Origin of the sequence: Phyllobacterium sp. SL163, assembly GCF_049896885.1 — a bacterium.
Classification (GTDB): domain Bacteria; phylum Pseudomonadota; class Alphaproteobacteria; order Rhizobiales; family Rhizobiaceae; genus Phyllobacterium; species Phyllobacterium calauticae.
On record NZ_JAFCVE010000015.1, the window covers coordinates 17,261 to 38,582 of the forward strand.

Below are 21,322 nucleotides of genomic sequence, written 5' to 3' on the forward strand. Positions count from 1 at the left end.
CCAATGCCCCAATCGTCCGCTCCCTGGCCGAAACTGAAGCGCGATCTCATCGCGATCCTGCGCGGCGTCAAGCCGGATGAAGTGCTGGCCATCGGCGAAGAACTGGTGGAAGCCGGTATCGATGTCATCGAGGTGCCGCTGAATTCACCCGAACCGTTCCAGTCCATCGAGCTCCTGGCAAAGACGCTGCCATCCCATGTCCTGATCGGGGCAGGCACCGTGCTTGATCCCGCCGACATTGCGCGCCTCGATGCAGCCGGGGGCCGCCTGATGATCAGCCCCAATGTCGATGCCGCCGTGCTGGCCGCCGCCGCCCGGGCCGGGATGGTCACCATGCCCGGCGTGTTCACGCCGACGGAAGCGCTGGCCGCCTTGCAGGCCGGAGCCTCGGGCCTCAAGTTTTTCCCGGCAAGCGTCCTGGGGCCGGACGGCATCAAGGCGATCAGCGCCATCCTGCCGAAGGGAACAGTCATCGGCGCCGTCGGCGGCGTCGACGAGAACGGCTTTGCCGCCTACGCCAAGGTCGGGGTTCGCACCTTCGGCCTGGGTTCCAGCCTGTACAAGGTCGGCGCATCCGCTTCCCACGTCGCTGAACGGGCAAGGGCGACAGTCGAGGCCTATGACCGCACCTTCCAAGCCGGAGCCTGACCATGGATCAGCCGAAGATCAGCATCCTGCACGACGACCCATGTGAACTCGGCGAGGGCCCCGGTTACGATCCGCTGACAAGCACGATCTGGTGGTTCGATATCGTCACCGGCCGGCTTTTCGAGAAGCCGCGCGCCGGAGGTCCGGCCGCAATCTACCCGCTCGGCCAGATGGCGAGCGCGCTTGCTGTGATCGATGCGGGGCGCCAGCTGATCGCGACGGAAACAGGTCTGTTTATCCGCGACCGCAAGAGCGGACACACGGTCATGCACCAGCCCATCGAGGCGGATAATCCGGTGACCCGCTCGAACGACGCCCGCGTCCATCCGGCGGGCGCCTTCTGGATCGGCACCATGGGCAAGAAATCGCAGAAGGGGGCAGGATCGATCTATTGGTACCGGGAAGGGCAGCTGCGCACCCTTTTCACCGGCATTTCGATCACGAACTCGATCTGCTTCTCGCCGGACGGGCGCATCAGCTATTTCGCCGATACCACCCGCAATATCATCTGGCGGGTCGATACGGATCCGCACACCGGCCTGCCCATCGGCGAGCCCGCGGTCTTCTACCAGCACAAGGACGCCGGCGGCATCGACGGCTCCGTCGTTGACCGCGACGGCAATCTCTGGAATGCATGCTGGGGCCGCTCGCATATCGATGTCTATTCACCCGATGGCAGACGCATCCGTTCGATCGCCACCCCGGCGCGGCAACCATCCTGCCCGGCGTTCATCGACGCCGACTCCGCAGCCCTGGTGGTAACGACTGCCTATCATGACATGACGGAAGCGGAGCAAAAATCCGATCCCAATGCCGGCAAGACATTCCTGATCGAGCTGGCCGGGAAGGGGCGTTTCGATCCGCCTGTGCGGTTGTGACAATCTTGCCCGTCTCATCCCGAAAGGTCGCGCACCAGATACGCTTGCTTGCCGAATAGGACCATGATGCTGAAGCCGGTGGCTGAAAAGACAATGGCCAGAAACACCCAGCCCGGCAAACCCCAGCCAACCAGCAGGGCCGTTAGCAGAATGGGGCCGAACATTTCGGCGGCCGCAGAACTGGTATTGAAGAAACCCTGATATTCGCCCTCCTGCCCCGGCGGCGCCAGTCGGAAGCTCAGATCCCAGGCTCCGGCCATGTGCATCATCTCACCCAATACATGCAGCATGGCCGCCAGCAGAGCGAACACCACCGTCAGCCATACCGCCGATGGCACAGCCATTGCTGCAAAAAAGAAACAGGCCGCAGACAGCAGAAGGGTGGCGAAGAAGATCGACCTGCGCGCCTCGCATGCATTGGTGACCCGGCGTGCCAGCCGCACCTGCATCAGCATGACACTTACGGTATTCAGGCCATAGAGGACCGACGCGATCCAAAGCGGTGCATTGGTGTGCAGGGCAATCCACAGGGGCAGCGCCATGTTGAGCAGAGGAATATAGAGGAGAATGACCGTATTGAGCAGCGTCAGGATCATATAGGGCCGGTCTCCCAGCACGGTGAGCGGAGAACCTTTCCGGACGGTGGCAAGCCCCGGCACCACGGGCGGCAGCAAACGATAGGCGGCAGCAGCAACGAGGAAAATTGCCCCGCCAAGGGCAAAGGCCAGCCGATAGCCGGTCAAACTGTCGAAATACAATGCCAGGCCGCCGATCATGGCACCGGCCGATAGGCCGCAATTGCCGAGCGCACGCAGATACGCGCTCGTTTGCGTGCGCTGGCTGGCATCAATAAGGGTCGCAATCATCGCCATGCGCGCGGTCATGGCGCCACGCAGACATGCGGCAAAGCAACAGGCGGTTATGACAAAGGCCGTGACCCCGCTAACCAACAGGAAAATCCAGTCGCTGACGCCGGCCCCAACGGTCAGCCACGCCGCAATGTTGCGCGCGTTCCAGCGATCGGCAAGAATGCCGATGGGCAATGGCACAAGCAAGCCAACCAATCCGGCTACCGTCAGACCAAGGCCGATTTCGAGCGGCGCCAAACCGGATGCTCTGGAAAAGAACAAGGCAGAACTGGAAAAATATACACCGGCGGCGACGGCACCCATCGTCTGGACAATGGCAAGCCCGCGAACTGTCCTGTCCGCGGGCAGGATGGACGATGGGAAAGCGCAGCGTTTCAACCGATTTTCTGGCTATCGCCATGCGGCGAGATGACTTCTGGCGACCAAAACACCGAAGTACAACCAGCGGTTATGGCTACCGGAGCCTCTCCATCGGCTGTCGCAATTGCATATGCTGGGTTTGTCATAATCATGCTCTGTTGGATTATCCTCGCACAAAAAGCCTACATCAGATCGAAATGACCGAAAATTAGACCAACGGACTAGAGGCGGCAGGGAAGTGTGTCTGGCTCTCCCTCGCAGCGAAAAAAGGCCGCGCCGATGCGTGTTTCCGGACACATGTCCGGGAGAACCGGTGCAATTTGCAGTGAACGCAACTTGGAGTAGTTGACAATAGCGTCAAAGCTGCCAATCAGGCTGGAATATTAACCATATTCCTCCGGCCGGGAGACATAATCCGATGGACAAGCTGAATTTGCATCAGGACGAAATAGACGCATTTGATCTTGCTCCCATTTCCCTCTGGCTGGAAGATTTCAGCGACGTCCGGAAATTCTTCGATTCCCTCCGGCAGACCGGTGTCGACGACATCACGTCCTATCTGCGCGAGGATGAAAACCGGGTACGCGATTGCGCAAGGCTCATCCGCGTCATCAAGGTCAACAAGAAGACACTGTCGCTGTTTGAAGCCGTTGATTTCAGCGAACTCGTCGCCAATCTCGGTGCCATTTTCCGCGACGACATGCTACAGACGCATGTGCAGGAACTGGCGCAGCTTTGGCAAGGCAAGGGCGAATTTTCCAGCGACACCGTGAACTATTCGCTGTCCGGCAAACGCCTCGATATCCAGCTGCGCGGCAAGGTCCTGCCCGGCTATGAAACAAGCTGGGAAAAGGTTCTTATCTCCATCGAGGACGTGACCGACCGGGAAGAAGCGAGACGGCAGCACGCGGCAAGCCAGCGCTATGCCGAGGGTCTCTTCGAGCATTCTCCCGTATCCCTGTGGGTTGAGGATTTCAGCAAAATCAAGAAGCTGCTTGACGGGCTGCGCAACCGCGGCATCGAAGACTTCCGGGTTTTCACCGATGTTCATCCGGAATTCGTCCAGCAATGCGCCAGCGAAATCCGTGTCATCGACGTGAACCGCGAAACGCTCAAGCTGTTCCAGGCGCCGGACGCCATGACCTTGCTGCGCCGCTTGCCCGACGTGTTCAAGGACGAGATGAACGTGCATTTCCGCGAACAGCTGATCGACTTGTGGAACGGCAAGCTGTTCCATCAGCGGGAGACGGTCAATTACGCGCTCGACGGCTCCGAACGCCATGTCCTTCTGCAGTTTTCCGTACTGCCCGGGCATGAAACAGACTGGTCACTGGTTCAGATATCGCTGACCGATATCACCGCGCGCAAGAAGGCCGAAGCTTATCTTGAATATCTCGGCAAGCACGATGTGCTGACGCGTCTGCACAACCGTGCCTTCTACGTCGACGAGTTGAACCGGCTGGAACGCCGGGAGTTCTTTCCGGTCTCCATCGTCATCCTCGATCTCAACGGATTGAAGACAACCAATGATCAATGGGGCCACGGTGTCGGCGATGGACTGTTGCGCCGGGCCGGCGAAATCCTCAGCGAAGCCGTGAAGCCGCCGCACTATGCCGCGCGGATCGGCGGCGATGAATTTGCCGTACTTCTGCCGGCAGTCGATGAACCCGGTGCGGTGGCAATCGTCGAGGAAATTGTCAGCCTGATCGAGATCAACAACCAGTACTATTCCAATATTCCGTTGAGTTTTTCGATTGGCTGGGCCACCAGTGCAGCCGGCGAGAAACTGGAAGCCGTGGCAAAGCGCGCCGACCTGCAGATGTATCAGGACAAGCGGCTGCGCTATTCGACCGGTGAAACCGGCTGGCGCAGCGGTACGACCGTGCGCGAACAGGGCTGATTGCCTTGGCTGTTGTCGGGACATGTCTGTATCCTGGCAACAAAGAGTAGTTCCATAACTACTCTTATGCGATCTTTGTATGTAGCCGGGTGGGTTCTATTTCAAAGTGCGGCTTTGCTGCGATAACGAGGACTTATCGCAGCTTTACCCTCAGATGCCCTCGCCATGCATATGACCCTCATGGGTCAGCGTCGCGATAAAGCGCTTGGTGCGTTCCTGCTTCGGCTGGGTGAAGATATCGTGCGACGTGCCGGTCTCCACGATCACGCCGCCGTCGAGCACGATGGCCTGATTGGCAATGCGCGAAGCCAGCCGCAGATCATGTGTCGCCATGACCATGGTCGTTCCCTCACGTGCGAGTTGGGCAAGCACATCGACGACTTCACCCGAGAGTTCAGGATCGAGCGCCGATGTCGGCTCGTCGCAGAGCAGGATTTTCGGCGATGGGGCCAGTGCGCGCGCAATCGCGACGCGCTGCTGTTGCCCGCCGGAGAGGGTTGACGGCCAGACTTCCGCCTTGTGCGCAAGGCCAACCTTGTCGAGCAGCGCCATGGCCCGCTCCCGCGCCTTCTCCTTCGGCCATTTCAGAACGGTCGTCAGCCCCTCCGTCACGTTCTCGATCACGGTGCGATGCGGAAACAGCTGAAAGTTCTGGAACACCATGCCCGAATGCCGGCGTACCAGCTGGATGGACTTGGTGGTCACCTTGACACCAGGCTGGAAATCCAGCCGGTCACCGTCAATTTCCACGGAACCGGAGGTCGGAATCTCCAGGAGATTCATGCAGCGCAGCAAGGTGCTCTTGCCGCCGCCGGAGGGTCCGACAAGCGCCATGACCGAGCCTTCGGCAATGCTCAGAGACACATTCTTCAGAACCGTCAGATCGCCGAAACGCTTCTCGATATGCTTCAGTTCAATCATCATGACCGTGCCTCCAGAAATCCGCCATAACGATTGAGACGCTGTTCAAGCCGCGCCTGCAGGGAAGAAAGGACAGAGCTCAGGATCAGATAGATGATCGCTGCCTCCACATAGAGGATCAACGGCTCATAGGTGGTGGCAACGATGCGCTGCGCTGCCTGAAACATTTCAGGCACGGTAATGGCAGCGGCCAGCGATGTGTCCTTGACGAGGGAGATGAAGGTGTTCGACAGCGGCGGCACTGCCACACGCGCCGCCTGCGGCAGGATGGTGCGGCGCATGGCCTGCGACCAGGTCATCCCGATGGAATAGGCTGCCTCCCACTGCCCGCGCGGCACGGATGAAATCACAGCACGCAGGATTTCCGATGTATAGGCGCCGATATTGAGGGTGAAGCCGATCAGGGCCGCAGTGAAAGCGTCGAGCACGATGCCGGCACTGGGGAGCCCGTAGAAAATCAGGAACAGTTGCACCAGCAGCGGCGTGCCGCGAATGATCCAGACATAGAACTTGACGATAGCCACGAAGGGCCAAGCGGCGAAGAGCCGGACGAGTGCCGCGATCAAACCGACAGTCAGCCCGAGCACAAAGGACAAGAGCGTCAACGGAATGGTGAAAATCAGCCCGGCCCACAGGAGCGGCCCGAGCGATTCAAGCATCAGTGTCAGCCAATGGGACAAGGCTGCATCTCCCTCAAAAGAAAAGGCAGGGAGTGTGATCCCCCTGCCCTGTTAGAGCGTACTTTTTTCCGGGCGTAAACAGCCTTACTTCGAAACGTCCTGGCCGAAATACTTGTCGGCGATCTGCTTGTAAGTCCCGTCAGCCTTGATGGTTACAAGCGCCTTGTTGATGGCGGCAAGCAGGTCCGGTTCACCCTTGCGGATGATGATGCCGGAGAAATCGGCATTGTCCTGGGTTGCTGCGATCTTCACATTGGCGTCCGGCTTGTGCTTCTTGAAATCGAGGAAAGACAGGCTGTCATTGACCGTCGCATCGGCACGGCCGCTGAGCAGGAGCTGGATCGACTGGTCAAAGCCATCCGTGCCGACAAGCTCCGCGCCATTGCTCTGGGCGATCTTGCCGAAATTGCTCGACAGTGACTGGGCGGATTTCTTGCCCTTCAGATCGGCAAAAGACTTGATGTCCGTGTTGTCACCCTTGGTGATCAGCACGGCCTTGGAGGCGATGTAAGGCTCGGAAAAATCATACTTCGCCTTGCGCGCTTCGGTGATACCGACCTGGTTGATGACCGTGTCATAGCGCTTGGCATCGAGCCCGGCGATCAGGCCATCCCACTTGCCTTCGAGGAATTCGGCTTTTACGCCGAGGTTCTTGGCAATGGCCTCGCCGATTTCCACATCGAAGCCAACCAGCTTGCCCGCGGTGTCGTGATAGGTGAACGGCGCATAGGTGCCTTCCGTGCCGATCTTGAGCACGCCGGCCGTCTTGATCTGTTCAAGGTTGGATTGCGCCTGCGCCTGGGTTTGCATCGGCACAATTGCCAGAGCCTGCAGAGCGCCAACGACGAGTAGGGATTTGAGCCAGTTCATTTTTTGTTTCCATCCTGAGTTTCCAAGCCTTTCGGCGGATGATTGGAAAATGTCACTTTGTCCTAAGCATGCACAGGCACTATTCGCTGTCATGAAACGCGAATTTGTGAATTTAATACCACGAATACCCAATACAAGGAAAAATAATTCCTCGCCTGAAAGACCGGCAGGGCCATGTTTCAGCGTCAGGCCGCCGGATCGATCCTTTGCCCGGTTGCCGGGTTGAAAACGTGCACGTCGCTGGCCCGGATTCCGATGCGCATCGTGTCCCCCGGCTTGCGGTCCGTCCGGCCCATCGCATAGATGCAAACCTGCACATCAGCCAGGATCGTGTAGAACTGGGTCGACAGCCCCAAAGGTTCGATGACCTGGATCTTGACTTCCAACGCGTCCGAACTGCCGACTTCGATGTTTTCCGGGCGGATGCCGAGGGTTATCCGCTCGCCATCCTCGATGGGCAGTTTTGCATTGAGGGCAATTGTCTGGCCGTCACCGAGGCGCGCCTCAACCGTGGCATCGCTGCGGTTGACCACTGCCGGCAGGAAGTTCATGCCGGGCGATCCGATGAAGCCTGCGACAAAGAGGTTGGCTGGATGGTCGTACAGTTCGAGCGGTGTGCCGACCTGCTGGATCACCCCGTCATGCATCACCACGATGCGGTCGGCCATGGTCATGGCTTCCACCTGATCGTGGGTGACATAGACGGATGTTGTCTTCAGCTGCTGATGCAGTGCCTTGATTTCCGTGCGCATGTGAACGCGCAATTTTGCGTCGAGGTTGGACAACGGCTCGTCAAAGAGAAACACCTGGGGATCGCGCACAATCGCGCGGCCCATGGCCACGCGCTGGCGCTGGCCGCCGGAGAGCTGACGCGGCAGGCGCTGCAGGAAGACGTCGAGACCGAGCCGCTTGGCAGCCGCCCCGACGCGGGCGAAAACCAGATCCTTGGCGGTTTTGCGCAACAGCAGGCTGAAGCCCATGTTGGATGCCACATCCATATGCGGATAAAGCGCGTAGGACTGGAACACCATGGCGATATCGCGATCCTTCGGTGCGACGTCATTGACGACACGTTCGCCGATACGGATTTCCCCGGCGGAGATTTCCTCCAGACCGGCGATCATGCGCAGCAGGGTCGACTTGCCGCATCCGGACGGGCCGACGAGCACCACGAACTCGCCGTCGGCAATGGAAAGGTCCACCGCTGACAACACATTCATCGCGCCATAGTTTTTCTGAACATTGGTAATGGTGACGGAAGCCATGAGCTTATCTCTTTCGATTATCCCTTGACGGCACCGGCGGTCAGGCCGGTCACGAGGTAGCGTTGCAAGAAGCCGAAGAACAGGCAGGCCGGTATGAGCGCCAGCACCGAGGCGGCCATCATCTGTCCCCAGTCGACGGCAAACTTGCCGATGAAGGTGAGCAGGCCAACGGCAAAGGTTTTCTGGCTGTCGCTGCTGATCAGCATGAGGGCGAAGAGCAGTTCGCTCCATGCAGCGGTGAAAACAAAGCCAAGTGTCGCGCCCATGCCCGGCAGGGTGAGCGGAATGATGACCCGGCGCAGCGCCTGGCTGCGGCTGCAGCCATCGATCATCGCAGCCTCCTCCAGGTCCTTCGGAATGCCATCAAAGAACGACTGCATCAGGAAGGTTGCGAAGGCGATGTTGAACGCCGTGTAGATGATGATCAGCCCGGTCAGGCTATTGGTCAGCCCGAGCTCACCCATGATGCGATAGATCGGCGGAATGACCATCACCAGCGGGAATGTCTGCGTAAGAAGCAGCGTCACAGCCACGGTCGTCTTGCCGCGGAATGAAAACCGCGACATGGCATAGCCTGCGGCAGAGGCAATGATGGTGACGAGCACAGCTGTTATGACAGAGACAATCACGCTGTTGAGGAAATAACGCGGGAAGTCTGTTGCACGCAGTACGGTCTTGTAGTTCTCCCAGGTCGCAGACGACGGCCACAGCGTGATGCCTTCGGAATACAGGAGCGATTGCGGGGTGACGGAAATCTTCAGTGTCCAGAACAGCGGAAACAGCGCGAAGATGACATAGGCGGCAACGGCACTATAAAGGCCGATGCTGCCCAGAATACGCGCTCTACGAGAACGACCGGCGATCATCAGGAATACCTCACAAGTGAGCGGCGGATGCGGATCAGCACAACCGCATAGAGGATGAGAAGCGCCAGAAGCAGCACGGCAACAGCCGAAGCATAGCCTTTGTCCAGGGTCTTGAAGGCGCTGACATAGATATAGGTCGCAACCGTATTGGTCGAACCGGCCGGGCCACCCTCGGTCATGACGTAGATGAGATCGGCGAAAGTGGCGATCCAGATCGTTCGCAGCATGACGGTGATGGCGATGGTCGGCGCCAGGAACGGCAGCGTCACCCTGGTGAAACGCTGCCACGGGTTTGCGCCGTCAATCGCCGCCGCTTCATGCAGCTCCGATGGAATGGATTTCAATGCCGCCAGCAGGGTAATGGCGAAAAACGGCACGCCGAACCAGACATTGGCGATAATCGGTCCCCACATGGCGGTGGCCGGATCGGAAAGAATATTTGTGGGTTCGGACTTGAGGCCAAGCGCAAAAAGCCAGTGCGGCAGCGGGCCGACAATGGGATTGAACAGCCAGGCCCAGGTCAGGCCGGAGAGAAAAGACGGCACTGCCCATGGCAGGAAGACAATCGCCTGCACGACCTTCTTGCCGAAAAACGGCCGGTCGAGCAGCAGAGCCAGCCCCAGTCCAAGAAAGAACTGGAGAAACAGGCTGGCAACGGTCCACCACAATGTGTTCATCAGGGCCTGTCCGAGAACCGGATCAGACAACAGGGCCTTGTACTGGGCCAGCCCGACATAGTCCGACTTGAACGCCGAGAACTTGCGGAAGGAATAGCTGACGCCGAAAATCAGCGGAACCACCAGAACGACAAGCAGCAGGACAAGCGCCGGACTGAGATAAAACCACGGCTCGAAAGCAGCGCTGAAGCGGCGCTTGCTGCTTGCCCTTCTCTCCTGTTGCGGCGTCAGTGCCGCGGTGGATTGCATTGCCATGTTTCTGGCCCCTCTTTTGCAAACAGTTCCCCGTCCCTCGCCACCGGATTCCCGGATTGGCGAAAGTCATGAGAAAAATGCCCCGGCGTTGTTGGCGCCAGGGCATCCGGTCGAGTTATTTCTTGTTCTTGGCCATCCAGGCCTGCTGCTGCTCGGTCAGGAATGCAGACCAGTCATCCGCAACCTGCTTGGCTGTCTTCTGGCCAAGCAGCACTTCCTGGAAATTCTTCACCGATACGGAATCATAGAAGTTGCCGAGATTTTCCAGATGGGTCGGCGGTGTCACGAACTCGAACGTCTTCGGGTCGCTCAGCTCCTGGAACCAGCCCTTGAAGCTTTCCGAGCCGAAATAGGGATCCTTGTCCGCACCATTGTGGATCGGCAGGACGCCGACATTCTTGGCGAATTCCAGATTGTCTTCCGGTGCCAGCAGCGTGCCCATCAGCTTCCAGGCGTCATCCTTGACCTTGGAGTTGGCAAACATGGCCCATCCGGCATAACCGAGTGTCGGATAGGACTTGCCGCTCGGTCCGGTCGGCATCGGCGCCACGCCGAAATCTTCCTTTTTCATCTTCTCGGCAATACCGATCAGAGCATCAGGGTCCTGGTCGAGCATGGCGCATGTGCCGGAGTAGAAGCCGGTGACGATTTCGTTGAAACCCCAGCTGACACTGTCCTTCGGCGCATAGCCCTTCTTGTAGATCTCCGCGAGCATTTCGAGACCCTTGACCGAGCCCGGCTCGTTCAACGTCGCCGTGCCATCGGCATTGAAATACGCGCCTTTGCCATTGGCAATGTTCATGAACATCTGGACGCCATTGAAGCCGCCGGGGCCGCCGCGCAGGCAGTAGCCATACTTGCCGTTGATCGCGGAAATCTTCTTGTTGGCTTCCATGAACTCATCGAGCGTCTTTGGCGCTTCCTTGAGCCCAGCTTCGGCAAACAGCTTCTTGTTCCAGAACATGGCGCGGACATAATAGCCGTAGGGGATCATGTACTGCTTGTGGTCGACCACGGACCCGAACTGCTTCGCACGCTCGCCGAGCGTACCGCCGTCCTTCCATTTCGCAACATAGGCTCCAAGATCTTCGAGCTGGCCATTGTTGGCATAGAGTCCGAGCCAGCGTTCCGGCATTTCGACGATATCGGGCGTATCGCCGGCCTGAACCATCGTCAGGAATTTTTCGAAAGCCTGTCCCCAGGGCAGCGAGACCAGTTCCACCTTGACCCCCGGATTGGCCTTCTCGAAGCCCGCGATCTGCTTTTTCAGCAGTTCCGTGCGCGGCGGACTGGTGATCACTTCGACCATCTTGATGGTCGTGTCAGCAAAGGCTGACGATACGGTCATGGCCAATGCCGCCATGGCACCGGCGAGAAATGTTCCCATTCTTTTTTGCATTTTATGCTCCCACTTGGTTTTCTGATTAGCGTTTTGCTTTATCCAGGGCATTCACAAGGTCGGCCCAGAGCTCCTCTACATTTTCAAGTCCCACATGCAGACGGATGGTTCGCGGGCTGACACCGAAGCGCCCGATGGAATTGGCGTCCGGCGTCTGCTGCAACGAGGCCATCGCCGGAACGACAAGACTCTCGTGACCGCCCCAGCTGACGCCGATGCGAAACAGCTTCAACGCATCGACAAACGCCGGTACGTCGACATCCTCGGTCACCTCAAAGGAAAACAGCCCGGTGTATCCCGTAAGCGTTGCCTTACCAGGATGGTTGGAATAGGCCGGGTGAATGACGCGCTCGACGTCGTCCCGCCCTTTCAGCCGTTCCGCGATGGTCAGGCCGCTCTTCATGTGGTGCGGCAGGCGCAATGTCAGCGTGCGCAACCCGCGCAGCAACAGCCATGCCTCGAAGGGCGAAAGCTTGGCGCCGAGATAGGAATAGGTGCGGCCGTTGATGCGGTCGATCATTTCACGCGATCCGGCCACCACGCCAGCCACGGTGTCGCTGTGCCCGCCGAGATATTTCGAGGCGGAATGCAGAACAAGATCAATGCCATGGCTGATCGGCTTCTGGAACAGCGGCGTCGCATAGGAATTATCGATGGTGGTGACGACACCATGCTGCTTGGCCAGTTGCGCGTAATGGGCAATATCCTGCAGCTCGAACATCATGGAGCTGGGGCTTTCCAGATAGAGCAGCCGGGCACCGGGAAGTGCTGCGGCAACTGCATCCGGATCGGAACCATCGACATAATCGACCTTGATGCCGAGATGCGGCAACAAGCGCTCGAACAGGCGGTAGGCGTCGCCATAGCAGTTGCGCACGGCGACGATCCGGTCCCCTGCCCCGACAAAGGCCAGCACGGTGGCGCTGATCGCGCCCATGCCGCTGGAGAACGCCCGTGCGGCCTCCGCGCCTTCCAGCGCCGCGATCTTGCTTTCAAATTCCATGACTGTCGGATTGTCGCCGCGTGAATAGATCGGCTGGCGTTTGCGGCCGGCAAAGGTATCGGCCATATCCGCATAGTTTTCGAAGGTAAACAGCGATGTCTGATAGATGGGCGGAACGACAGACCCGCCGGGAAATGGCTCGTCATGGGCAAGCAGTGTCGCCGCCTGGGCCATGAGGTCCTGATCATAGAAAAAGGGATTGTCGTTCATGTCTTGCTCTGTTTCCTGAGATTTGCGGCGCCGCGTCGAAGGTCATCCTCAACCGTGGCGATCAGTTTCAATGCCTCGGCGCGCGCGCCCACGGGATCACGGGCCGCGATGCAGTTGAAAAGGGTACGGTGGTAGGGAAAGCTGGCATGACCAAAGTCGCGCACGCCAAGCGGATGCTCCCAGAACCGGTGAAACATTTCATACATCGCGGCAATGATCTGTTCGAACAGCGGATTGCCCGATGTCTGGAAGATCGCCAGATGGAAGTCCCAGTCTTCCTCCGAAGACATGCCGGCGCGGGCATGAAAGGCTTCCTCCATGACGACCAGTTTTTTCTCGATAAAGGCGATGTCGTCATCGCTGGCCCGCTCGGCGCACAGAACTGCCGCTTCCGCCTCGAGCCCGCGGCGAATTTCCAGCGTATGCATCAGGCTGTTGAAATCATTGCCGGACGGCAGTGTCAGCGGCATGTGCAGCATGTTGCGGGTCACGGCCGAGCGCAGATAGGTTCCGCTGCCCTGGCGCCGCTCGACAAGTCCGAGTTCCTGCCAGCGTGTCAGCGCTTCACGCACGGTCGTCCGGCTGACTTTCAGATATTCCGCCAGCAGCCGCTCCGTCGGCAGGCGGTCTCCCGGCTTCAACCCCTCGCTGGCAACGAAATCCACCAATGCATTCAGCACCGCGTCGTCGCGCGATGATGTCTGCACCGGTGAAAGAATCGGGTTGATCACGAAATGCCCTGCTTAATTGGTTGGACCATTGTGCCAATTCAGCATGGAAGCGCGCCCTTGTCAAATGGCAGTTCAATTTTTTTTGAACGCCATGGCCGGAAAGCGGCAACGGGAAAAGACGCAACGCCCGCGGCGCTGCGTCTTCGCTCCCCGAACGATAACCGAAGCGGCTACACCAAGCCCTGGCTGGCTGGATCGACCGGCCCGCGGAAGGACGCGCCGGTGATCTCATCCGGCAACAGCATGTCATTGTGGGCGCGGCCGGGCCGGATCATCGGGAAACAATTTTCCAGTCTGGCGACCCGGCAATCAAGCAGCACCGGCCGTTTGACGTCGATCATTTCCTGGATCGCATCATCCAGCGCATCGGGTGTGTCGCAGCGCAGGCCGACGGCGCCAAACGCTTCGGCCACCTTCACGAAATCGGGCAAGGCTGCCGAATAGGAGTGCGCGAGACGGTTGCCGTGCAAGATCTCCTGCGATTGCCGGACCAGACCCATATGCTCGTTGTTCAAAATGAATACCTTGACCGGTGCGTCGTACTGGATCGCCGTCGACAACTCCTTCATGGTCATCTGGATCGATGCGTCCCCGGCAATATCGATCACGAGACTTTCGGGGTGAGCGATCTGCACGCCGATTGCCGTCGGCAGGCCATAGCCCATCGTGCCAAGCCCGCCCGATGTCATCCAGCGGTTGGGGCTCTCCACGCCGTAGAACTGCGCCGCCCACATCTGATGCTGCCCCACTTCCGTGGTGATGTAGGTATCGCGATCTCTGGTCAGCGCATGAAGACGCTCGAGCGCGTATTGCGGCATGATGGCTGCGTGGTCCATCGCATAGGAGAAGGATTCGCGGGCCCGCCACCGATTGATCGTCTGCCACCAGTCCCGCAGCCGCCGCTGATCCGGCTGAACCGGCAGAGCCCGCCAGAGACGCAGCATCTCGCTGAGAACACGGCCGACATCGCCCCGAATAGCAATGTCGGCAGTGACGATCTTGTTGAGGGACGCAGGATCGATATCGATGTGGATTTTCTTCGATTTCGGCGAAAAACCGTCGATACGCGCGGTTACCCGGTCGTCAAAACGCGCACCGATGCACAGCATGACATCACAATCGTGCATGGCCATATTGGCCTCGTAGGAGCCGTGCAAGCCGGGCATCTTCAGCCAATTCGGCCCCGATGCCGGATATGCGCCAAGCCCCATCAGCGTCGAGGTGACGGGAAAGCCGGTCAGCTCGGCAAACGCACGCAGCGAGACTGATGCCGCCGGTCCGGATCCAATCACGCCGCCGCCCGTATAAATGACGGGCTTGCGGGCTTTCGCCAGAAGCGCGATTGCGGCCTGTATCTGCGCATCATCACCCGCTGTCGTCGGACGATAGCTTTCCCTCTCCTCAACCGCAGATCGGGCAGTATAATAACCGCTGGCAAGCAGGATATCCTTCGGCATATCCACCAGCACCGGTCCGGGACGCCCTGACCGCGCGATGCGGAAGGCCTCGTGGATGGTGGCGGCCAGATCGTTGACGTCGGTGACCAGCCAGTTGTGCTTCGTGCATGGCCGCGTGATGCCGACAGTGTCGCATTCCTGGAACGCATCGGAGCCGATCAGCGTGGTCGCCACCTGCCCGGACAGGCACACGATGGGAATGGAATCCATCAGGGCATCCTGCAGGGGCGTGACGGAATTGGTCACGCCCGGCCCCGATGTGACCAGCATGACGCCAACCCTGCCCGTCGAACGGGCATAACCTTCCGCGGCATGACCGGCGCCCTGCTCATGGCGCACCAGTATGTGCCTGATCGCACTTTGCTGGAAGATCTCGTCATAGATGGGCAGCACCGCTGCCCCCGGATAGCCGAAAATATGTTCGACCGCGTTATCACGCAGTGCCTTGAGAACGATCTCTGCCCCGGTCATGGGCGCACGCGCGGATTCATGGGTGTATTTGCCTGTCATGGCAGTTCCTTGTTGCAATGGTTGGAAAGGGCGGGTTCGACGGGGCTGCCGGTGAAATTCGGGCGTAAAAAAAGGCCCCGTCAGGAGCCTGTTTGCCGCGCATGGGTGCTTAACGCCGGATGGTCAAACCATCCTGCCCATGCGCGATCGCACCACCACGAGAACCATTGCAATTTTCATAACCAATTTCACTAACCGGTAATGGGCGGGCCGTCAACGCCGCTGGCAGGCACATGCAGCCTGGGCACTGGAGCCTGGGCGCATGCCACCGCTGCGGGCCTGCCCTGTGCACAACCAGTTTTCAGCGGCTTGTCAAAACTGAAATATTAGAATATTTATATTTCAATTGAGATTTTGGCTTGCGAAACGCCAGGGGAAATCCGTCAATACGAATGGGATAATTGCCAGAAGCGACGGGCGACGACCGCAGGACAAAAGGACAGGCAGCATGCTTACGGACGACAGAAAAACCAACGACACCGACAGAAAGCGCGACCGGACGCATCCGCTTTCATCCTCGCAGACCGCCTATGTGCAACAGCGCGCGGCGACACCGCGTGCGGCAACCCATATCTACAAGGAACTGCTCGAGGATATCATTTCCCTCCGCCGCAAACCGATGGAGCCTGTCTCCGAGAAGGACATCGCGGCGCATTTCGGTGTCAGCCGCACGCCCGTCCATCAGGCTGTCCTGCGGCTCGCCGATGACGGCCTGATCGATATTTTTCCGCAATCGGGAACATTCGTGGCGCGCATTCCGCGCCGCGCGCTTTACGAAGCCATTCTCATTCGCAAATCGCTGGAAGAGACGACCGTAAGGCTTGCCGCCGAACAGGCCGACGCCGCCGATATCAAGCGTCTTGAGGCCAGCATCACCGAACTCTCCCTGGCTGAAGCCGTCCCAGACAATGAGCTCTTCCATCAGGCCGATACGAGTTTTCATTTGCAGATCAATGCGATAGCTGGGTTTCCTGGCATATGGAATGTGATCCAGCAGGTGAAGATGCAGATTGACCGCTACCGGCGTCTGACCCTGCCGCAACGCGGCCGCCTGACCCGCGTCATTGTCGAGCACGAAGCCATTCTCGACGGTATCCGCCGGCACGACACCGCGCATGCGGTCGAAGCCATGGGCTTTCATCTCGGGCAAATGCTCAACGAGGTGAAGGAGATGCGCAATATCAACCCCAGTTACTTCATCGACGACGAATGATGCGCGGACGGGCGCAATACAGAAAACACACAAAGGTAAGACATGAAAATCGAAGTCAGACAGGTTTCCCACCCCGACGCCGTGCGTGCCTACGGCACGGACGATTTGCGCCGCCACTTTCTGATTGAAAGCATTTTTGAAACCGATGAAATCGTACTGACCTACAGTCATGTCGACCGTCTCGTCATTGGTGGTGCCCTGCCCGCCAGCAAACCGCTGACATTGACGGCACCGACGCCGATCGGCCAGGAATTTTTCCTTGCCCAGCGCGAAATGGGTGTCATCAACATTGGCGGCAGCGGCCGTGTGACATTGGATGGCGCCGTTCATGCCCTCGACCCGCGGGATTGTCTCTACATCGGCAAAGGCGTGGCGGACGTGGTGTTTGAAAGCGCCGATCCGGCGAACCCGGCAAAATTCTATCTGCTCTCGACGCCGGCCCACGCCGCCCATCCGAGCACACTCATCAGGCCGGAACGGGCGAAGCATATCCAGTTGGGTGACCAACTGACCTCAAACAAACGCACGATATTCCAGTACATTCATCCCGAGGTCTGCGACAGCTGCCAGCTGGTGATGGGCCTGACGCAGCTTGATCCCGGCAATATGTGGAACACCATGCCCGCGCACACCCACGACCGGCGCTCCGAAGCCTATCTCTATTTCGATCTCGCCAATGATCAGCGCGTATTCCACATGATGGGTGACCCTTCCGAAACGCGCCATCTCGTCGTTGCCAATGAGCAGGCGATCATCTCGCCTGGCTGGTCCATCCATTCCGGCGTCGGCACCTCCAACTACGCATTCATCTGGGCCATGGGCGGCGACAACAAGAGCTTCACGGATATGGATCATATCCCCATCGGTGCGCTGCGGTGACATCGGTGACACAGCTTTTTGATCTTTCCGGCAAAATTGCCATCGTTACCGGCGCCAATACCGGCATTGGCCAGGGCATCGCGGTCGCGCTTGCCGAGGCGGGTGCATCCATCGCCGCGGTTGGCCGCTCGTCCATGGACGAAACCCGTTCCTTCGTTGAAAAAGCAGGCGCAGGTTTCCATGAAATACGAGCCGATCTCGGCACCATCGCGCCGGTCGCCTCCATTGTCGAGGAAACACAAAAAGCCTTCGGGCGGTTGGATATCCTCGTCAACAACGCCGGTATCATCCGCCGCAATGACGCCGTCGACTTCACAGAAGCCGATTGGGATGCGGTCATGGACACCAATCTCAAATCGGCTTTCTTCCTCGCCCAGGCCGCTGGCCGGCACATGATTGCCGCCGGACAGGGCAAGATCATCAATATTGCATCGCTTCTGTCGTTTCAGGGCGGCATTCGCATCCCCTCCTACACCGCTTCCAAGAGCGGGCTGGCCGGAATCACCAGGCTCCTGGCATGCGAATGGGCCGCGAAGGGCGTCAACGTCAATGCCATCGCCCCCGGCTATTTCGTCACCAACAATACGACGGCGCTCCGGGACGATCAGGACCGCAGCGCCCAGATTCTGGCCAGAATCCCGGCCGGCCGCTGGGGCAATCCCTCGGATATCGGCGGTGCGGCGGTGTTTTTGGCTTCCCGTGCCTCCGATTACGTCCATGGAACCGTGCTGCCCGTCGATGGCGGCTGGCTGGCACGATAGAGCGGGAAGAGTGCCATGAATTACCAGTTCGATTTCGAAGCGCTCCTCCCCTACTGGCAAAGCTTTCTTCAGGGCGCGGTAACGACAATCGAGATGACGGTTGTTGCGGTGGCCATCGGGCTCGTCATCGGGGTTCTCTGCGCCATCGCGCGGCGCAGCGCCTATCCCTGGTTGCGTCTCGCCGTCGGTATTTACATCGAGATCGTCCGCAACACGCCGTTCATCGTCCAGATATTCTTTATTTTCTTCGGATTGTCGTCGATCGGCCTGACCATGCCGGTGTTTTTCGCCTCGGTTTTCGCCATGGTGATCAATGTCGGAGCCTATACCGCCGAAATCGTGCGGGCAGGCATGGAGGCCGTACACCCCGGCCAGATCGAAGCAGCCGAAGCGCTTGGGCTCTCCCGATTCCAGATTTATCGCGACATCATCCTCATGCCGTCGATTGAACGCGTCTATCCCGCCCTGACCAGCCAGTTCATCCTGATGATGCTGTCAACGTCGATCACGTCACAGATATCGGCGGAGGATCTGACGGGTGTCGCCAACAATATCCAGTCCTACACCTTCCGCTCATTCGAGACCTACATCGTCATCGCCGCGATCTATCTCGTCATCACCTATCTGCTGCGCTTCGGATTTCACGCGATAGCACTCGCGATCTTTCCGCGCCGCCGCAAGCTGGGAACACCCCTGTGAGGACGCTGCCATGACCGACGGTTTCACCATAAATCATCTCGTTTACCTGCTGCACGGGCTCGTCTGGACTGTGGTCCTTTCCGCACTGGCTTTTGCGCTTGGCGGCGTCGCGGGGTTCTTTGTCATGCTCGCACGCACCTCGACGATGCGCTGGCTGCGACGGCTGTCCCTCGTTTATGTCCAGATCATTCAGGGAACGCCGCTTCTCATCCTGATGTTCGTCATCTATTTCGGCCTCGGCGTCATTGGCATTGAATTGCCGCCGCTGATGGCTGCCGGTGTCGGCATGATGATCTATTCCAGCGCCTATCTCGGCGAAATCTGGCGCGGATGCGTCGAATCCGTACCACGCACCCAGTTTGAAGCCGCCGAATGTCTCGCCCTGACCCGGTGGCAGGTGCTTGTGGACGTCATCCTGCCGCAGGCCATGCGCATCGCCACCCCGCCAACCGTGGGTTTCATGGTGCAGCTCGTCAAGAATACCTCGCTTGCCTCGGTTGTCGGCTTTGTCGAGCTGACCCGTGCCGCGCAAGTCATCAACAATTCGCTTTTCCAGCCCTTTCTCATCTTTGGCATCGCCGCCGCCTTCTACTTCTGCGTCTGCTATCCGCTGTCGGTCTGGAGCCGTTCTCTCGAGAGGAAACTGAATGTCGGCCGCCGTTAAACTCCATGAAGTGATCAAGCGTTTCGGCTCCGTCGAAGTCCTGAAAGGCGTATCCTTCGATGTGGCACCGGGAGAAGTGGTGGCGCTCATCGGTCAATCCGGCTCGGGCAAGAGCACAGCGCTACGCTGTATCAACCGGCTTGAATCCATCCAGGGCGGGAGCATTGAAGTCTGCGGGCACCGCGTGGAATCGCCGGAGCTCAATATCCGGACCTTGCGCCAGGACGTGGGTATGGTGTTTCAGAGCTACAATCTGTTTCCGCACATGAACGTGGCGGAAAACATCATGCTCGCGCTGCGCCGCGTCAAGAACATCGGCCGCGCCGAGGCGTTCGAGACGGCAAAATCCGTTCTCGCCAAGGTTGGACTGATCGAGAAAATCGAAGCCTATCCCGAACAATTGTCCGGCGGCCAGCAGCAACGCGTGGCGATTGCGCGCTCGCTCGCCATGCAGCCCAAAGTGATGCTGTTCGACGAGGTGACCTCGGCGCTCGATCCGCAACTGACGGGCGAAGTTCTGCGCGTCATGGAAGATCTGGCCAAGGGTGGAATGACCATGATCGTCGTCACCCATGAAATGGCCTTTGCCCGCAAGGTCGCCAACCGCGTCATCTACATGAATACCGGCCGGGTCTGGGAGACCGGTACCGGTGACATGCTCGTACGGCCGGAAACCCAGGAATTGAAGGATTTTCTGGCAAACGGCCTGTGACTGCAATCCGGTCAAAACCGGTGTGACTGAATCAACTGGGAGAGAGAACATGAAAACGATGATGAAAGTGGCGGCCGCCGCAGCGGCGCTCATGATAGCCGCAACGGTCGCGCAAGCCGATGTGCTGGAAAATATCAAGAAATCCGGAAAGGTGCGCATTGCGGTCGCCATGGGCAGCCCGGAATATTCCTATGTCGACAGCGATCTGAAAGCGACAGGCTCCGATGTCGAGACCGCCCGGCTCATTGCCAAGGACCTCGGCGTCAAACTGGATCTGGTCGAGATTACCAATGCCGCCCGTGTACCGACCGTCCAGACCGGAAAGGCGGATATGGTCGTCTCCGCACTCGGCATTACCGAGGAGCGCAAGAAGGCCATCGACTATTCCGTTCCCTATGCCACGCTCAGCCTGATTGTCGCCGCGCCCAAGAATGTCGAGATCAAGAATTATGCCGATCTCGCCGGCAAGCGCATCGGTGTTACCCGCGCCACGACGAATGACATGGACATCACCCAGAATGCGCCCGGTGCGCAAATCGTACGTTTCGAAGACGATGCGACCCTGATCACGGCAGCCGTGTCGGGTCAGGTCGACATCATCTCCAGCCAGTCGGCTGTGCTGGGCGGCCTGAACAAGAAACGCACCAGCAATCCGCTTGAACTCAAATTCACCCAGAAGGAAACCAATCTGGGTATCGCTCTGCCGAAGGGCGAAAAACCGTTGCAGGATTGGCTCAACAACTGGGTAAAGACCAATTTCGCCAATGGAACGCTGCGGACTGTTTTCAAGGAGTTCCACAACCGCGATTTGCCTGACGATCTCACCTCTCGTTGATCTGAGGCGCAAAAAATGCTGGATCAGGGGTGCTTGCGCGCCCCTTTTCGCCGTTCGCAC

Annotated in this window: 21 protein-coding genes; 10 read left to right on the top strand and 11 right to left on the bottom strand. The window is 58.9% G+C overall.

Translation table 11 applies throughout. The features are described from left to right. The first annotated feature begins 3 nt into the window (after positions 1-3). On the top strand, positions 4-648 hold the full coding sequence (locus ACP7B1_RS24095; protein WP_346308433.1) for a 2-dehydro-3-deoxy-6-phosphogalactonate aldolase: 645 nt from the start codon (positions 4-6) through the stop codon (positions 646-648). A gap of 2 nt (positions 649-650) precedes the next feature. Continuing rightward, positions 651-1,526, top strand: coding sequence for an SMP-30/gluconolactonase/LRE family protein (locus ACP7B1_RS24100; RefSeq protein WP_346308432.1), 876 nt, complete (start codon positions 651-653; stop codon positions 1,524-1,526). Positions 1,527-1,540: 14 nt separating this feature from the next. Here ACP7B1_RS24100 and ACP7B1_RS24105 read toward each other — a convergent pair whose 3' ends face one another. Next, entirely contained in the window at positions 1,541-2,773 is a 1,233-nt protein-coding gene (locus ACP7B1_RS24105; RefSeq protein WP_346308431.1) for an MFS transporter, read from the bottom strand. A gap of 400 nt (positions 2,774-3,173) precedes the next feature. On the opposite strand from ACP7B1_RS24105, the gene ACP7B1_RS24110 reads away from it, so the two are divergent. Continuing rightward, entirely contained in the window at positions 3,174-4,655 is a 1,482-nt protein-coding gene (locus tag ACP7B1_RS24110; protein WP_346308430.1) for a sensor domain-containing diguanylate cyclase, read from the top strand. 150 nt (positions 4,656-4,805) lie between these two features. Here the strand turns inward: ACP7B1_RS24110 and ACP7B1_RS24115 are convergent, their stop codons facing one another. From ACP7B1_RS24115 to ACP7B1_RS24160, 10 genes are all read right to left on the bottom strand, one after another. Then, the gene (locus ACP7B1_RS24115) at positions 4,806-5,576 is read right to left on the bottom strand and encodes an amino acid ABC transporter ATP-binding protein (protein ID WP_223616076.1); all 771 of its coding nucleotides are present in this window, start codon (positions 5,574-5,576) and stop codon (positions 4,806-4,808) included. After that, on the bottom strand, positions 5,576-6,256 hold the full coding sequence (locus ACP7B1_RS24120) for an amino acid ABC transporter permease (protein WP_288193239.1): 681 nt from the start codon (positions 6,254-6,256) through the stop codon (positions 5,576-5,578). Before ACP7B1_RS24120 ends, ACP7B1_RS24115 begins: the two co-directional genes overlap by 1 nt. Positions 6,257-6,340: 84 nt before the next feature. Beyond that, on the bottom strand, positions 6,341-7,126 hold the full coding sequence (locus tag ACP7B1_RS24125) for an amino acid ABC transporter substrate-binding protein (RefSeq protein ID WP_346308429.1): 786 nt from the start codon (positions 7,124-7,126) through the stop codon (positions 6,341-6,343). A 185-nt stretch (positions 7,127-7,311) separates the two neighbouring features. Beyond that, entirely contained in the window at positions 7,312-8,391 is a 1,080-nt protein-coding gene (locus ACP7B1_RS24130) for a sn-glycerol-3-phosphate ABC transporter ATP-binding protein UgpC (RefSeq protein ID WP_346308428.1), read from the bottom strand. Positions 8,392-8,408: 17 nt separating this feature from the next. Further along, positions 8,409-9,257 carry a carbohydrate ABC transporter permease gene (locus ACP7B1_RS24135; RefSeq protein WP_346308427.1) on the bottom strand — a complete coding sequence of 283 codons (849 nt, stop codon included), beginning with the start codon at positions 9,255-9,257 and terminating at the stop codon, positions 8,409-8,411. Continuing rightward, positions 9,257-10,183, bottom strand: coding sequence for a carbohydrate ABC transporter permease (locus ACP7B1_RS24140; protein ID WP_374042717.1), 927 nt, complete (start codon positions 10,181-10,183; stop codon positions 9,257-9,259). Before ACP7B1_RS24140 ends, ACP7B1_RS24135 begins: the two co-directional genes overlap by 1 nt. Positions 10,184-10,304: 121 nt before the next feature. Next, positions 10,305-11,588, bottom strand: a complete 1,284-nt coding sequence (locus tag ACP7B1_RS24145) for an ABC transporter substrate-binding protein (protein ID WP_426137387.1) — start codon at positions 11,586-11,588, stop codon at positions 10,305-10,307. A gap of 25 nt (positions 11,589-11,613) precedes the next feature. After that, the gene (locus ACP7B1_RS24150) at positions 11,614-12,801 is read right to left on the bottom strand and encodes a PLP-dependent transferase (RefSeq protein ID WP_223616067.1); all 1,188 of its coding nucleotides are present in this window, start codon (positions 12,799-12,801) and stop codon (positions 11,614-11,616) included. After that, a complete protein-coding gene (locus ACP7B1_RS24155; protein WP_374042715.1) occupies positions 12,798-13,532 on the bottom strand; it encodes a FadR/GntR family transcriptional regulator in 735 nt (244 codons plus the stop codon). The genes ACP7B1_RS24150 and ACP7B1_RS24155 overlap by 4 nt, the downstream gene beginning before the upstream one ends. A 170-nt stretch (positions 13,533-13,702) precedes the next feature. Further along, positions 13,703-15,499, bottom strand: a complete 1,797-nt coding sequence (locus ACP7B1_RS24160; protein ID WP_346305023.1) for an acetolactate synthase 3 large subunit — start codon at positions 15,497-15,499, stop codon at positions 13,703-13,705. A 448-nt stretch (positions 15,500-15,947) separates the two neighbouring features. Between ACP7B1_RS24160 and ACP7B1_RS24165 the strand changes: the two genes are divergently transcribed. From ACP7B1_RS24165 to ACP7B1_RS24195, 7 genes are read left to right on the top strand one after another with little or no spacing between them, the layout of a single operon-like run. Beyond that, entirely contained in the window at positions 15,948-16,712 is a 765-nt protein-coding gene (locus tag ACP7B1_RS24165) for a GntR family transcriptional regulator (RefSeq protein ID WP_346305022.1), read from the top strand. Between the two features lie 42 nt (positions 16,713-16,754). Further along, entirely contained in the window at positions 16,755-17,591 is an 837-nt protein-coding gene (gene kduI, locus ACP7B1_RS24170; protein WP_346305021.1) for a 5-dehydro-4-deoxy-D-glucuronate isomerase, read from the top strand. Between the two features lie 5 nt (positions 17,592-17,596). Beyond that, the gene (gene kduD / locus ACP7B1_RS24175) at positions 17,597-18,352 is read left to right on the top strand and encodes a 2-dehydro-3-deoxy-D-gluconate 5-dehydrogenase KduD (RefSeq protein ID WP_346305020.1); all 756 of its coding nucleotides are present in this window, start codon (positions 17,597-17,599) and stop codon (positions 18,350-18,352) included. 15 nt (positions 18,353-18,367) lie between these two features. Next, the gene (locus ACP7B1_RS24180; RefSeq protein ID WP_346305019.1) at positions 18,368-19,051 is read left to right on the top strand and encodes an amino acid ABC transporter permease; all 684 of its coding nucleotides are present in this window, start codon (positions 18,368-18,370) and stop codon (positions 19,049-19,051) included. 10 nt (positions 19,052-19,061) lie between these two features. Continuing rightward, positions 19,062-19,715, top strand: coding sequence for an amino acid ABC transporter permease (locus ACP7B1_RS24185; RefSeq protein WP_105733670.1), 654 nt, complete (start codon positions 19,062-19,064; stop codon positions 19,713-19,715). Further along, the gene (locus ACP7B1_RS24190) at positions 19,699-20,427 is read left to right on the top strand and encodes an amino acid ABC transporter ATP-binding protein (RefSeq protein WP_403181556.1); all 729 of its coding nucleotides are present in this window, start codon (positions 19,699-19,701) and stop codon (positions 20,425-20,427) included. The genes ACP7B1_RS24185 and ACP7B1_RS24190 overlap by 17 nt, the downstream gene beginning before the upstream one ends. A 49-nt stretch (positions 20,428-20,476) precedes the next feature. Beyond that, positions 20,477-21,262, top strand: a complete 786-nt coding sequence (locus tag ACP7B1_RS24195; protein ID WP_288193249.1) for a transporter substrate-binding domain-containing protein — start codon at positions 20,477-20,479, stop codon at positions 21,260-21,262. The last annotated feature ends 60 nt before the right edge of the window (positions 21,263-21,322 follow it).